The sequence below is a fragment of the Aurantimonas sp. 22II-16-19i genome (assembly GCF_002088275.1).
Classification (GTDB): Bacteria; Pseudomonadota; Alphaproteobacteria; order Rhizobiales; family Rhizobiaceae; genus Jiella.
In genome coordinates this window covers 22,994-36,239 of sequence record NZ_AQQS01000016.1, presented here as the reverse complement: position 1 = coordinate 36,239, position 13,246 = coordinate 22,994, and the positions used below count along the sequence as shown (strand labels likewise).

12 protein-coding genes are annotated in these 13,246 nt (G+C 67.8%); 3 read left to right on the top strand and 9 right to left on the bottom strand.

All coding sequences use genetic code 11. From position 1 onward, the window contains the following. Window positions 1-21 precede the first annotated feature (21 nt). The 6 genes from ATO4_RS13960 to ATO4_RS13935 form a co-directional block, all read right to left on the bottom strand. A complete protein-coding gene (locus tag ATO4_RS13960) occupies window positions 22-1,281 on the bottom strand; it encodes an OpgC domain-containing protein (protein WP_083592145.1) in 1,260 nt (419 codons plus the stop codon). Between the two features lie 17 nt (window positions 1,282-1,298). Further along, window positions 1,299-3,131 carry a glucans biosynthesis glucosyltransferase MdoH gene (mdoH, locus tag ATO4_RS13955; protein WP_083592144.1) on the bottom strand — a complete coding sequence of 611 codons (1,833 nt, stop codon included), beginning with the start codon at window positions 3,129-3,131 and terminating at the stop codon, window positions 1,299-1,301. Between the two features lie 124 nt (window positions 3,132-3,255). After that, window positions 3,256-3,576 (bottom strand): hypothetical protein, encoded by a 321-nt coding sequence (locus ATO4_RS13950; RefSeq protein WP_139802446.1) that lies wholly within the window; start codon window positions 3,574-3,576, stop codon window positions 3,256-3,258. Beyond that, on the bottom strand, window positions 3,573-5,195 hold the full coding sequence (locus tag ATO4_RS13945; protein ID WP_083592142.1) for a glucan biosynthesis protein G: 1,623 nt from the start codon (window positions 5,193-5,195) through the stop codon (window positions 3,573-3,575). Before ATO4_RS13945 ends, ATO4_RS13950 begins: the two co-directional genes overlap by 4 nt. A 96-nt stretch (window positions 5,196-5,291) precedes the next feature. Next, window positions 5,292-6,299: an aldose epimerase family protein gene (locus ATO4_RS13940; protein ID WP_280940497.1), complete on the bottom strand. Its 1,008-nt coding sequence runs from the start codon at window positions 6,297-6,299 to the stop codon at window positions 5,292-5,294. A gap of 194 nt (window positions 6,300-6,493) precedes the next feature. Continuing rightward, a complete protein-coding gene (locus ATO4_RS13935; RefSeq protein WP_245308747.1) occupies window positions 6,494-6,940 on the bottom strand; it encodes a MarR family winged helix-turn-helix transcriptional regulator in 447 nt (148 codons plus the stop codon). A gap of 350 nt (window positions 6,941-7,290) precedes the next feature. Between ATO4_RS13935 and ATO4_RS13930 the strand changes: the two genes are divergently transcribed. Then, window positions 7,291-7,704, top strand: a complete 414-nt coding sequence (locus ATO4_RS13930; protein WP_083592140.1) for a dihydrofolate reductase — start codon at window positions 7,291-7,293, stop codon at window positions 7,702-7,704. Here ATO4_RS13930 and ATO4_RS13925 read toward each other — a convergent pair whose 3' ends face one another. The 3 genes from ATO4_RS13925 to pabB are packed head-to-tail and all read right to left on the bottom strand — an operon-like array spanning window position 7,705 to window position 10,599. Beyond that, window positions 7,705-8,592 carry an aminotransferase class IV gene (locus ATO4_RS13925; protein ID WP_083592139.1) on the bottom strand — a complete coding sequence of 296 codons (888 nt, stop codon included), beginning with the start codon at window positions 8,590-8,592 and terminating at the stop codon, window positions 7,705-7,707. It lies immediately after the preceding gene. Then, a complete protein-coding gene (locus ATO4_RS13920; protein ID WP_083592138.1) occupies window positions 8,576-9,172 on the bottom strand; it encodes an aminodeoxychorismate/anthranilate synthase component II in 597 nt (198 codons plus the stop codon). The genes ATO4_RS13925 and ATO4_RS13920 overlap by 17 nt, the downstream gene beginning before the upstream one ends. Beyond that, window positions 9,169-10,599 carry an aminodeoxychorismate synthase component I gene (pabB, locus tag ATO4_RS13915; RefSeq protein WP_083592137.1) on the bottom strand — a complete coding sequence of 477 codons (1,431 nt, stop codon included), beginning with the start codon at window positions 10,597-10,599 and terminating at the stop codon, window positions 9,169-9,171. The genes ATO4_RS13920 and pabB overlap by 4 nt, the downstream gene beginning before the upstream one ends. A 298-nt stretch (window positions 10,600-10,897) precedes the next feature. On the opposite strand from pabB, the gene ATO4_RS13910 reads away from it, so the two are divergent. Both ATO4_RS13910 and ATO4_RS13905 read left to right on the top strand, forming a co-directional pair. Next, window positions 10,898-11,191 (top strand): hypothetical protein, encoded by a 294-nt coding sequence (locus ATO4_RS13910; RefSeq protein WP_083592136.1) that lies wholly within the window; start codon window positions 10,898-10,900, stop codon window positions 11,189-11,191. A 110-nt stretch (window positions 11,192-11,301) separates the two neighbouring features. Further along, window positions 11,302-13,143: an SH3 domain-containing protein gene (locus ATO4_RS13905; protein WP_083592135.1), complete on the top strand. Its 1,842-nt coding sequence runs from the start codon at window positions 11,302-11,304 to the stop codon at window positions 13,141-13,143. Window positions 13,144-13,246 lie beyond the last annotated feature (103 nt).

The following is a 13,246-nucleotide window of genomic DNA, read 5'->3' as shown; positions in this document are numbered from 1 at the left end:
GGCGCTGTTCCCGCAGTCTCCTCACGCGACGGGCGTCAGCCGCTCGTTCGCCGACTTGCGGATGGCGACGAGCTCGCCGTCGGCGACGGCCGCCTTGCCCGCGGGCCTTGCCAGGCCGGGAATGTCGGCCCGCGTCGGATCGACGGCGCGGGCCCCCTTCGGCCCGAGCGTAACCTTCTGGGCCGTCGCCCACCAGTCGAGGAAGCGCGCCAGCGCGAACTGGATCGCGATGCCGCCGGCGATCAACAGCGTGTCGATCAGGAAATGCGGCTGGTGGTCGTATTTGATCACCTGACCGAACAGCGACAGCACGGTGCCCAGAGCGAAGACCGGCAGCGAATGGCGGCCGAGCATGGCGAGCGGGTTGTCCCGCGTCACCGTCGAGAAGGGCGATGTCTGCGCGGCATTGGCGAAGAGATAGATGAGCGCCGCCATGTGCAGCAGTCGCGGCAGGCTGACATAGGTCTTGTCGAACCCCGAGACGAGCATCGGAAAGGGCAGGCTTTCCCACCAGGACCAGAGGTCGAAGCGGATGGTCAGGAAGGCCACCATGCAGTAGGCGCCGGCGAGCGCCATCACCCATGGGTGGAAGGCGACGGCGTAGCCGCGCTCGATCCGTTGGAAGCCGCAGTAGAGGCCGAGGGCGAGGATCAGCTGCCAGGAGACCGGGTTGAAGAACCAGCCCCCGGGCAGCGGATAGTTGGGCAGGTCGATGGCGAAGACATAGGCGAGCAGCCAGATCGTCACGGAGACGCCGAGCATCAGGTTGAGGCTGATCCGGGCGAGGGCGAGGAGCGCCGGCAACAGGAACAGCAGCACCGCATACATCGGCAGGATGTTCACATAGCCGAGCTGATGGGTCATCGCCGCGAAGCCGATCATGGTCTCGACCGGGGCGGCGATGAACTGCGACAGGCCGTTGCGCGACAGGAGCTCGCCACGCCCGAGAGCGAGGGCGCCCCAGGAGAACACGCCGAGGGCGAGGATCGACATCATGTACTGGACGAGCACCAGCACACCGGCCCGCCGCCAGGCCTTCAGCGTCGCCACGAGACGGTGCCCGGCGAAGAAGACCCGGCCATAGGCATAGGCGGAAGCGAAGCCCGCCAGGAAGACGAACAGCTCGGCAGCGTCGGAGAAGCCGAAGTTCCGGGAGGTGTAGTTCTCGTAGAGATTGCCCGGAATGTGGTTGACGAAGATCATCACGAGGGCAACGCCCCGCCAGAAGTCGACACGATGGTCACGGCCCGACTGAGGGCGGGGCAAAGCTGCGATTGTCATGGATGTTGTCGTAGGACTCAGGCGGGATCCGGCAAGCCCTCAGAGCGATCCATCGTGGGGTTCCGGGAGAGCGTTTCCGCCTCCATCGCCGCCAGGCGGTTGCGCCACTGCGAACTCGCCCGGATCACCGATTCCGGGTGCGCCTCGAAAGGCGTGGTGAACAGGCCGAGACGCTTCAGGCCGTCCCCGAGGACGGGATTGCCGGTCAGGCTGATCATCAGCGGCGCGGTCACGAGCGGCACGGCGATGGGCAGCGTCCAGAGCATCAGGTCGGGAGCATAGGTGTAGGTGGCGTAGAGGACGACGGCTCCCGAGAGCACCATCCACCACGACGCTCGGAAGGCCACCGACACCGGCATGTAGTCGTCATCGCGCTCGGTCGAGGGCCAGCCGGCATCCGCCCCGACGAGGATCTCGTAGACCGCCTTCGACTGGAACATCATCATGATCGGCGCGAGGATGCTGGTCAAGATCAGCTCGACCGAGGCGCCGGCGAGAACCAGCCCCGTGCCGCCGAAGGATTTGCGCCGGTCGGTGAAGGCCGAACCGAAAGCGATCAGCGTCTTGGGCAGGAGCAGGAGGACGAAGATGCCGAAGAGCAGCAGCAGCGCCTTGTTGGTTTCCGGCTGCGGGAAGACCGGGAACAGCGAGTTCGCCGGGAAGTAGTTGGGCTCCGGCGCCAGCACCGGATCGAGCAGGCTGACGATCAGGAACATCAGCCAGATCGGCGAGGCGAGATAGGCCATGATGCCGGCGACCAGCGAGATCCGGCTCCACAGCCGCAATCCCGGCGCCGGCAGGAGCCGGGCATGCTGCAGGTTGCCCTGGCACCACCGCCGGTCGCGCTTGGCGTATTCGATGATGTTGGACGGGGCTTCCTCGAACGAGCCTTCGAGATCGGGATCGACCCGCACCTTGTAGCCGGCCCGCGCCAAAAGCGCCGCTTCGACATAGTCGTGGCTGAGGATCTGGCCGCCGAAGGGCGGCTTGCCCGGCAGCGTGGGCAGGCCGCAGCTCGCCGCGAAGGCGCGCACCCGGATGATCGCGTTGTGCCCCCAGAAGGGTCCCTCGCGTCCCTGCAGGGCCGCGATGCCGCGCGAGAAGATCGGCGAGAAGAGGGCGGCCGAGAACTGCAGCGCGCGCCCGAACGGCGTCCGCCGGCCGATGATCAGGGGCTGGCTCTGGAGCAGTCCGAGTTCCGGATCCTCGTCCATCCGCCCCGCCATCTCGACGATGGTCTCCGCCCGCATCAGGCTGTCGGCGTCGAGGATCAGCATGTAGTCGTAGGCGCCGCCATGGTTGGTGACGAAGTCGGCGATGTTGCCGGCCTTGCGACCGATGTTCTGTTCGCGGTTGCGGTAGTAGAGGCGGCCGGCGGCGGAGAGCTCGGCGACCAGAAGATCGTGGACGCGGCGTTCCTCGGCGACGTTCTCAGCCTTGGTGGAGTCTGAGAGAATGTAGAAGTCGAAGCGCTGGAAGTCCGGCGACCGCCGCAACTCCTCGTACATCGCCGCCACACGCGCGAAGACCGCCCGCACATCCTCGTTGTAGACCGGCATCAGGACCGCCGTGCGGCTGGTTGCGGGCCGCGGGCGCTTTTCCGGCTCGGGCAGCCTGTCGCGGCTGAAGATCCCGGCCAGTGCCGTGTTGAACCCCCAGGACAGCCACAGGCAGCAGATCAACAGGAGGGTGATCTGCGCGATGTGCAGATAGGTGATGCCGTTGGCCGTCACGACCACGAAGAACAGCCATGCGGCAACGGTGGCGAGCGCCACGGCCGCCAGCACGAATGCAAATCGCCTCAGAGCCATCAATTCGTCCTCGCGGCGCAGGCAGAAGGCTGCCGACATCCTGCGTCAATGCCGGCTTCGACCGTTCCTGCGACAGGTCGAGGATATAGGGCAGCTTCGCCCAAGCCTCCACATCCGGATGTCGGCAAGGCCGCCCGGACTGCAGGTCGGTCAGGCGCCTGCCTCAACCGCGGTTCCAGGAAAAACGGATGACGGGAACCGGAAAGCCGCGGCGCTGACGCTCGCGGGTCAGGGTCTGGGCCGGCATCGCCAGACGCACGGTCGGGGCCGGCACCTGGATCGTCCGCAGGATCGACATGGCTTGCGCGTCGCCGGCCATCGCGGCATTCACGATGCTTTCGGCATCCTCGCTCGAGCGCGCATGCGCGGCGAGACGGTTCTTGACCGCCTCGATCACGACATCGTCGGAGAGGTCGGCACGCCCGATGAGGGCGCCGCAATTCATGTCGTTGCGTACGGTATGATCGTTCGGGAGGGTCGTCATGTCGTACTCGTCCATTGATATAGCCACGTTTCGCTTACAATGCGCTGCAGCATGGAAAGTTTCACGCGAAGCTCGACTGGCTGGGCATCGTCTCGCTCGATTTCGAGCGAGAGCCGCCAGCCACCGTCCGGCAGCCTCGACAGGCTGCTGTCCAGAAGCCGCGCGTTGGGCGGCATGTCGACCAGCGGATCGAGCTCGGCGTCAGGCGGCAGATTGTGGATCGAACCGCCACTGAAATTGATCGCGAATCGCCGGCTGGACGGGTTGTCGCTGGCCTCGGCAGCGTTGCCGCCGACGCCCACATAGGTACCCGACACCCGCGCCATCAAGGTCTCGTCGAGAGTGGAGAGCCCCCACTTCATCAGGTAGCGAAATTCCATGGTCGAGCCGGCGGTCGCCTTGGCCTCCGGCACCCAGAAGGCGACGATGTTGTCGTTCGCCTCGGAGTCCGTCGGGATCTCCACGAGCTCGACCACGCCGTTGCCCCAGTCGCCCAGCATCTCGATCATCAGCGACGGGCGGAGATCGTAGCGCGCCTCGGTGTCCTGGTAGTGGGTGAAGTCGCGATCGCGCTGCAGCAGGCCGAATGCGCGCGGGCTGCTCTCCTGGAAATAGGACAGGGCCAGCGTCTGCGGGTTCTTGAGCGGACGCCACATTTCCTCGCCGTCGGCGCGGATCACCATGAGGCCGTCGCTGTCGTGGACCTCGGGCCGGAAGTCGTCGTGATCGCTGCGGTCGTTCTCGCCGAAGGTGTACATCGAAGTCAGCGGCGCGATGCCGAGCCGGGTGATGTCGGTGCGCGGATAGAGACGGCAGGTGGTCTCGATCGTCGTCGTGTGGCCGGGCGTGATGACGAACAGATAGGCGCCGGCCAGGCTCGGGCTGTGGAGCTCGGCCATGATGCGGATCGAGGGGTCCGCGGGCTGCGGCTGATCGATGTAGAAGGCGGAGAAGCGCGGGAACTCTTCGGTTTCCGAGGTCGCTGTGTTGATCGCGAGACCACGGGCCGACAGCCCGTAGCGCGAGCCGGTGCCGAGGGCGCGAAAGTAGCTGGCGCCGAGAAAGGTGACGAGTTCGTCGAAATAGTCGGGCCGCTGCAGCGGCGCATGGATCCGGAAGCCGGCGACGCCGCCCAGATCGAGCGTCTGGAACTGCGAGGGGTCGAGGGGCGGGCGGTATTCGAAGTCGGAGGAACCGAACACGTGCTGGGAATAGACGCCGCCCGTGCCGATGAAGATCTTCGTCGTGTCCTTGAACACCCAGCCCGGATAGAAGGCCTGGAGGTGGAACTCGCCGGGCTCGGCCCGCCACAGTGCCTGTTCAGGGCGAAAGCGGATCGCCCGGTGCTGGTCGTAGCTGAGATTGGCGACGACGTCCGGCAGGGTCGATTCGGGCGCCCTGTACTCTTCCCGGGCCTGCTGCTCCATCCTGGCCGACAGGACGTCGAAGCTGAAGGGCTGCTCCTGCGAGCCGACGGTGGACTGCTCCCCGCTCTGCTGGGCACCCGCCTTGCGGGTCGCCAGCAGGCTCCCCGGAAATGCTGCGCCGCATGCGGCTGCAAGGCCGAGCTTCAGGGCCGTCCGACGGGAATCGATACGCGGAATTTTCACAGCAAACATCTGATTTAGCGGTCGAAGATGGGATCTAAAATACCCACAAATGCGACGATTGGATAGCGGCGTTGCGATGCAGCATCAAATTAATTCGCTCGGTCGTCACTCGTCGTTTTCTGCTGCGCCGCCCTCATGCACCACAGCGGATGAACCGTTGATGAACCGGTAGCGCGAGACATTGCGATAGGTCTCCCCCGGCAGGAGCAGGGCGGAGGGGAAGTTCGGCCGGTTCGGCGCATCGGGCCATATCTGCGGCTCCAGCGCGAGCCCTGCGAAGGCCTGCAGCGGCGTTCCCGCCGCGCTCTCCTGCGACCCGTCGAATTTGGCGCCGTCATAGACCTGCAGGCCCGGCTCGCTCGTCGTCATCTCGAGGGTCCAGCCGGAAGCCTCGCAGGCGAGGGTGGCGGCCGGGCGCAGAGCGGCGCTGCGCTGCGACGCCAGGCAGAAATTGTGGTCGAGACCTTCGGGGCGTTCGGCCAGAGGGCGTCCGCGGCGGAAGTCGAACCGCGTGCCCTCGACCGGAGCGATCTCGCCCGTCGGGATCGTCGTCTCGTCGATCGGCAGGTAGCGGTCCGCCGCGACCGTGAGCCTGTGGCCGAGAATGTCGCCGTCGCCGGAAAGGTTGAAATAGAGATGCGAGGTGAGGTTCACGATGGTCGGGCGATCCGTCACCGCCTCATAGGCGATCTGCAGCTCGTCGCCTGCGATGATCGTGAAGATCGCCCTGGCGTCGACCCGGCCCGGATAGCCCTCGTCTCCGTCCTCCGAGCGCAGCGCCAGCACCGCCTCCGACGAGGTGCGCGAGACCAGCGACCAGGCCCTCGTCGAGAAGCCGGCGGGGCCGCCATGCAGGTGGTGGGGGCCGTCGTTCACCGGCGTGACGTGATCGCGGCCATCCAGCGCAAATCGGCCGAAGGCGATGCGATTGGCAAAGCGACCGACGCTCGAACCCACATAGGCCCTGTTCGAGGCACCGTATCCCCCCTGCCGCAGGCCGAGCACCATCGAATGCCCGGCGCCGCGGGGCCGCAATGCGACGAGGGATGCGCCGACAGCCAGGATCTCGGCGCTCATGCCATCGTGTTCGATCGTGAAGGACGCCTCGTCCATGAAACTCTCACCCTGCATGCCGGCTGTTGACGGCAGGATTAGATAGGGCCCGGCCCGCGAAGACGAAGACGCTCCCGGGCGCCGGGTCGAAGTTTTCCACGCTGCCGCGACTTTGGCGATCGGCTCCCGTCGCGGGCCCGCTCGAGCGTGGTCTGCGGACCGATTTTGCCGGCGAGGCTCCGGCCCGCGAGCACTCAGCGCAGGCGGCGGAGCTTCTGGCTCAGAATGTCGCCGGCGCGATAGAGCGAATCGTCGAGCAACGCGATCTCGTCCTGGCTCAGGGCGGAGGTGAGATCGGCCTCGAGCTTGTTCCAGAGATCGCGGACCTTGCGCTGCGCCTCGAGCCCCTCGGGCGTCAGATGCACCATGGTCCGGCGGGCGTCGCGGGCATTGGCCGACCGCGACACCAGCCCCCGCTCGATCAGACGATCAAGCATCTTGGAGACGGTGGAGGGACGCACCGCCAGAAGATCGGCGAGCGTCGAGACGTCGACGGGGTTTTCCATGTCCAGCCGGTCGAGCAGCTGGTCCTGGCCCGGGTGGAGCTCGATTTCAACGAGCAGGAGCGTGAGGAATGCCCGCGTCGACTTGGAGATCGACAGAAGCGATGGGACGATGACGGGTGGCGAATGAGTCAGCATGTCTGGGCGCTACCATCTCGGTGGATCCGTTCCTGGCTTATTGAGCCAATCGGGACGCGGGATCATTCAAATGCTTTACTAATCCCCCGGCGCCTGTCGGGTTCCAGTCGAAAGGCCGGAATATCAGAGCTTCGATGCCGTCGGCGGCGGGTGGACGAAGTCGTCATGGTGGAGGCGGGAAGCCCTTGATCGGCCCCGGTAAAACAGCCTTTGTCGGCAGCCGCGGCGCGGATATTGCGGGCCTCGGCGGGCCGCCGGCTTGTCGCGGCGTTTTTTTTTCGATCTACGTCGGACAAGATTTCGATCTACCTCGGACAAGATGCGGCAGCGCAAGCGAAGGATGGGAACGGTTGGCTGATGTGAGAGTGATCTGCGCGATCGGCAGGAGCGGGCAGCTGGGTCTTGACGGCGGCATGCCTTGGGAGGGACGGCCGGAGCGCGCCTTCGTCGAGGATGTGGAGCGGTTCTTCGAGATCACCCGGGGCCATGTGCTGATCGCCGGGCCGAAGACCGTCGCCTCGTTCCCGGCCTTCGCCCATGACGAGCGGACGATCGTCGCGATTCGCTCCCATGAGGTGCCGGAGGAGGTGCTTTCGCGCTTTGCGGGCCGGGTGGTCTATGTCGGCGGCGGCCCGTCGGTCTGGACCGCCTATGCCCGGTTCGTCCGGCACTGGGACATCAACACGCTGCCCTATGACGGCGAAGCCGACACCTGGTTCGACCCGGCATGGCTCCTCGCCGGCGGATCGGCGCGCCAGGCCTGATCAGTCCGGCGACGCCAGACCTGCCAAGGATGCGCCGGCGTCGCGCGGATCGCGGCCGCACTCCGTCGCGATCGTTTCGCAGAGCCGGGCCGCCAGGGATCGGGCGGCTTCGGACCGCGGCATCGCATCGCCGTCCAGCCGGGCGACGGGCGCGATGAGGCGCAGGCTGTTGGTCGCGATCATGGCTCGTCCGCGGGCCGCTTGCGGCGTGACTTCCACTTCGGCGGCGGTGAGCCCGACCTCCGGCGCCACATCGATCACCCATCGGCGCATGATGCCGGGCAGGACGCCGTCCGACAGGCGGGGGGTCACAAGCCTGTCTGCCTCGACGACGAAGAGGTTGGCGAGTGCCGTCGAGGCGAGACGGCCCGCCGTGTTGAGGAACAGCGCGTCGTCGGCGCCCTTCGCCTTCGCCTCCTGGGTCGCCAGCACCGCGTCGAGATAGGACAGCGTCTTCATCCGGGCGGTCGGCGAGGTCTCGTTGCGCCGGATCGGCGTCGTCACCAGCGAGACCGGCCGGAACATCATCGCCGGGGCGAGGGGCGCGACGCTGCCGAGGATGGTCGGCCGCGTCTCGGCGGGAAAGGCGAGGCCGCGCGGCGCCGGGCCGCGTGTCACCGTCAGCCGGATGGAGCCGTCGCCGCAGCGCAGCGCCAGCGCCTGCATCGCGGATCGCAGCACGGCTGCCTCGACGGGGATTTCCAGAAAGGCGCAGGCGCCGAGCAGCCGCGACAGGTGATCCTCGCCGCGAAAGATGCGGGCGTTGAGGACGAGGGCGGTATCGAACACCCCGTCGGCGAGCAGCAGGCCGCGATCATTGGCGGCGATCGCCGCCTCGACGGGCCGGAACTCGCCGTCCAGCCAGACGACGTCAGCGCCGGCCGTCATGAAACCGCCGCGCGAGGTCGAGGAAATTCGCGATCATCCGCTCGCCGGCCTCGGTGAGGATCGATTCGGGATGGAACTGCACACCATAGGTCGGATGATCGCGGTGGGTGAGGGCCATGATCTCGCCCTCGGGCGAGCGTGCGTCGACGGCCAGTTCCTCCAGCATCGCCGGGGTCTCCTCGACGATCAGCGAATGGTAGCGCCCGACCCTGGCGCCGTCGGCAAGTCCGGCGAAAAGCCCTTCGCCACCGTGGCGGATCGGCGAGGCGCGACCATGCATCGGCCGGATCGCCCGGGTGACGTGGCCGCCGAAGACCTCGCCGATGACCTGATGGCCGAGGCAGATGCCGAGGATCGGCAGCCGGCCGGACAGCTGGCGGACGAGATCGATCGAGATGCCCGCGTCTTTCGGCGCGCAGGGGCCGGGCGACACGACGAGGGCGTCCGGCGGGTCGGCCGCGATGTCCCCGACGCCGACGGCGTCGTTGCGGGCGACATGCGTCTCCGCCCCGTGCCGCACGAAGTAGCGGGCGACGTTGAAGACGAAGCTGTCGTAATTGTCGATGACGAGGACCCTCAAGGCGCGTCCCCCTCGGGCGCATCCCGCTCGGGCGCGGGGCCGGTCGCCGCGTCGAAGGCCGCGAAGACGCGGGTCGCCTTGGTGAAGGTCTCCTCGTATTCGGCGGCCGGATCGGACAGGACGGTGATACCGCCGCCGGCCGAGAGCTTCGCCCGGCCGGCCTCGAAGCTGACGGTGCGGATGGCGATGTTGAGGTCCATCGTTCCGTCGAAGCCGATATAGCCGAGCGAGCCGCAATAGGGGCCCCTGGCGGTGGCCTCGATCTCGGTGATGATGTCCATCGCCCGGATCTTCGGCGCGCCGGTGATGGAGCCGCCGGGAAACGCCGCGGCGATGAGATCCGCCGCGTCGCGGCCGGCGGCGAGGCGCCCGGTCACCACCGAGACGAGATGGTGGACCGCGGCATAGCTCTCGAGGCCGCACAGTACCGGCACCTCGACCGAATCCGCCTCGCAGACCCTGGCGATGTCGTTCCTGAGGAGATCGACGATCATCACGTTCTCGGCCCGGTCCTTTTCCGAGGCCAGCAGTTCCGCGGCAAGCCGCGCGTCCTCCTGCGGATCCTCGGCACGTTTCGCCGTGCCCTTGATCGGACGGGCCTCGACGATGCCGTCCTTCAGGCTGACGAAGCGCTCCGGCGAGGAGGAGGCGATGGCGAGGTCGCCGAAGTCGAAAAAGGCGCCGAAGGGCGCGGCATTGGTTTGGCGAAGCCTGAGATAGAGGGCGAAGGGATCGAAGCCCGAGGGGATCTTCGAGGTGAAGGTCTGGGCGATGTTGGCCTGAAAGATGTCACCGTCGAGAATGTACTCGCGGGTCTTCTCGATGCCGGCGCGATAGGCGGCGGCATAGAAGTTCGAGTGCCAGTCGAAGCCGGCGGGGAAGGGGGCTTCGGCTGCCGGTGGCGAGGCCGGTTCGGCAATTCGCGCCAGGAACTGCGCCAGCCTCGCCTCGGCCCGGGCCGCGCGGGCATCCTCGCCGCTCTCCGGATGGCCGGTGGCCAGAAGGAACGCGCGCTTTTCCTGCAGATCGAAGGCGAGGACGGTGTCGTAGAGGCCGAGACGGATGGTCGGATTGGCCGGATCGAGGTCGCCCGGTCTCGCGAGCCGTTCCAGATGGTGGGCGAAGTCGTAGGCGAACATCCCCATCGCCCCACCCTGGAACGGCGGCAGGCCGGGCTGAGTCGGCGCGGCGAACCGTGCCAGCAGCGTCTTCAGTGCGGCGAGCGGCGGCTCCTCCGACCGGCTGCCATTGAGCATGGCGCCCTTCGCATCAACGGTGAAGACGGCAAAGGGATCGGCCGCGACGTAGGAATAGCGGCCGAGCACGGGGTGCTCCATGGCGCTGTCGAGGAAGGCGAGCATGCCGAGGGGCCGCAATCGTTCCGCGGCAGTCTCGGGGGGCAGGAAGGGAATCTCGCGGGTCCGCATGATCTCGACTTGGACAGGATTTCGCCCCGCCGTCAAACCGCGGATCGGGTCGTGACGCAATGGCCTTCGCATGCGGCTCACTGACACCCTGCGGGCGGTTCACCGCCCCTGTCTTTCCGAACACAACCGGTTGACGGTGTTTCTGTCGTCGCAACCGCGGTCGCCCCTGCCGCGTTCAGGAGACGGACGTTCGTCCGGCAGTTCCCAGGACGGGCATCCGCCCGACAGTTCCCGAGACGGGCATCCGCCCGACAGTTCCCAAGACGGGCATCCGCCCGACAGTACAGTGGAGTCTCCCATGCGCCTCATCGCAATCGCCCCGGTTCTTCTCGCTGTGTCGGGACTTGCCGCCTGCAACGCCTCGGCGCCCTATCCGAACGGCTCGCCCTTTGCCGAAGCCCGGGTCTCGGCCAATCCCTACCGCGCGGGCACGCCGGAATTCTGCCGCCAATATGCCCGCCAGAGCGCCGCCAACAGCTATGAGAACCGCATCGATCGGGGCGAGGACGGCTTCGGGGTCCGCGCGCTGACGCGCCAGAGCGCCGAGCGGAGCGGGGACCGCGCCTATCGCCGCTGCCTCGCGAGGCGATGACGTCGCACTTCGGACAACCGCGAGTCGCTTCTGCGTGAGCCCGATTGCCCCAAGGGCAAGTCGGCGATATTGACGTTCGACACCGCTGCAACGCGACCCGCGAGGCTGTCATGCGTCAGACGTTCGCCGTTCTTCTGGTCTGGGGGATCGCCCTTGGCGGGCGACCCGCCGGCGCCCAGCAGTATGCGCAGGGCTGGCAGGCCTCGATCGAGCGCTGGCTCTACGGCCTCGAAAGCCGGACGGCGACGGCGGCCTGCATCGACAAGCTGAAGAACCGGGCCATCACCTTCATCGGCATCGCGGAGGACGAGCCGCGCATCGGCTCGGGCCGGCGGCGCGACCTCAACGCCCTGATCGTCGACGCGATCCCTGGCAAGTACACGCCGCGGCTCGGCCGCGCCTACCGGCAGATGGTCGAAGGCATCCTGCCCCAGCGAGCGGGCGCCGCCGGCAGCGCCGAGGCGCTGCAGGACTTCTTCGGCTCCGACATGTTCCTCACGGTCGAGCCGGAGCGCCGGCTGCCGGAAATCCTGCGGCTCTATCTCGGCCTCACCATCCTCGACCCCGACACCGGCGGAATCTGCGCCACCGAGACCGGCCCGACCCTGACCCTCGACCTCAACCGTCTCGGCACGGCCGAACTCTCCGACACCTTTTCCAGCCGCGAGTTCTATGACGTCGACGGGGCGCTGCGGGAGGCGTCGCTGAAGGCGATCACCCGGCTCCAGCAGCACCAGCTGCTGAAGGATCCGGCAGCGCCGCTGGCCTACCGGATCACCGCCGAGACGACGGCACCGGACTGCCGGCTGGCCGATTCCATCGACGACACCTTCAACAGCGCCTATACCGAGCTCTCCGGCGACCGGCAGAGCCGCATCAACGCCACCATCGGCGCGACCTCCTGGCCACTGCTGCGCCGGCACGCCGTCACGGATGGCTCGGCTGGCGCCGTCCCCGCGATCGAGGGCGTCTTCCTCGACATCTCGGTCGCGCCCGAGCCAGCCGAGCTTGCGGCAACCGGCGACGATGCCGGCTCCACCGCCGCGGTGCTGAAGCTCGACGTCTCCGCGCAGCACTCCAACGGCGCCAATGTCGGCCGCTACAGCTACCGGGTCGTGGTGCCGGCGAGCGAGGTTGTCGGCTGCCTGCCGGAGGTCGCGGAGGCGGTGGTGACAGCCACCGCGCCCGAGCCGGATCCGGCGGCTGCCTGTGCGGCAGCGTTCGAGGCGGCGCGGGAAGGCGGTTCGGTGGCAATGCTGCGGGCGTTTCTGGGCTCGAACCCGGCTTGCGCCGAGGAGCGGCGCCAGGCCGATCTCATTCTCGATCAGGTGGCCGCGAGCTGCGCCGCCGAGGCCGATGCGCTGGAGCCGGCCGCGGCGGAGGCGCGGCTGGGCGTGTGCCTCGCCGAATTTGCGGGAAGCGCCCGGCACGAGGCCAGCCTGAATCTCGCCCGCGGCCGGGCGCTGCTGCGCCGTGAGAGCGCCGCGGCCGAGGCGGCGCGAACCCGGCGAGAGGCGGAGCTTCGGGCGCAGATCGAGGCCGACTACCGCGCGCGGCTCCAGGAGATCGAGGCCCGGCTCGAAGCCGAGCGGCGCGAGCGGGAAGCGGCCGAAGCGCGCCAGCGCGACGCCGAGCGACGCCAGCGCGAAGAGGCCGAACGCCGCCAGAGGGAGGACGCCGAACGGCGCGCCGCCGAGGCACGCACCGCGCCGCCGCCGGTGGTCGCCGACAGCCGACGCAGCTGCGTCGTCGCCGACCCGTCGGACACGCCGCTCAACGTGCGCGCCTCGCCGGGCAACACCGGCAAGGTCATCGGCCGGCTCGGCGACGGCCACGTCGTCTTCGTGCTGCGGGAATATCCGGGGGGAAGGCCCTGGGCCTATGTCGCCGACGACCGGGGCGGCAGCATGCGCGAGCTCGGTTGGGTCTACCGGCCCTATATCCGCTGCTAGAGCGCCGTGCGTCTGACAGGACGCACAAGGTGCTCTAACATCTTGAATCTCCGCATCGGGGCGACCGAGAATCGATTCCAGTTTTCGCGCCGATGCTGCTAGG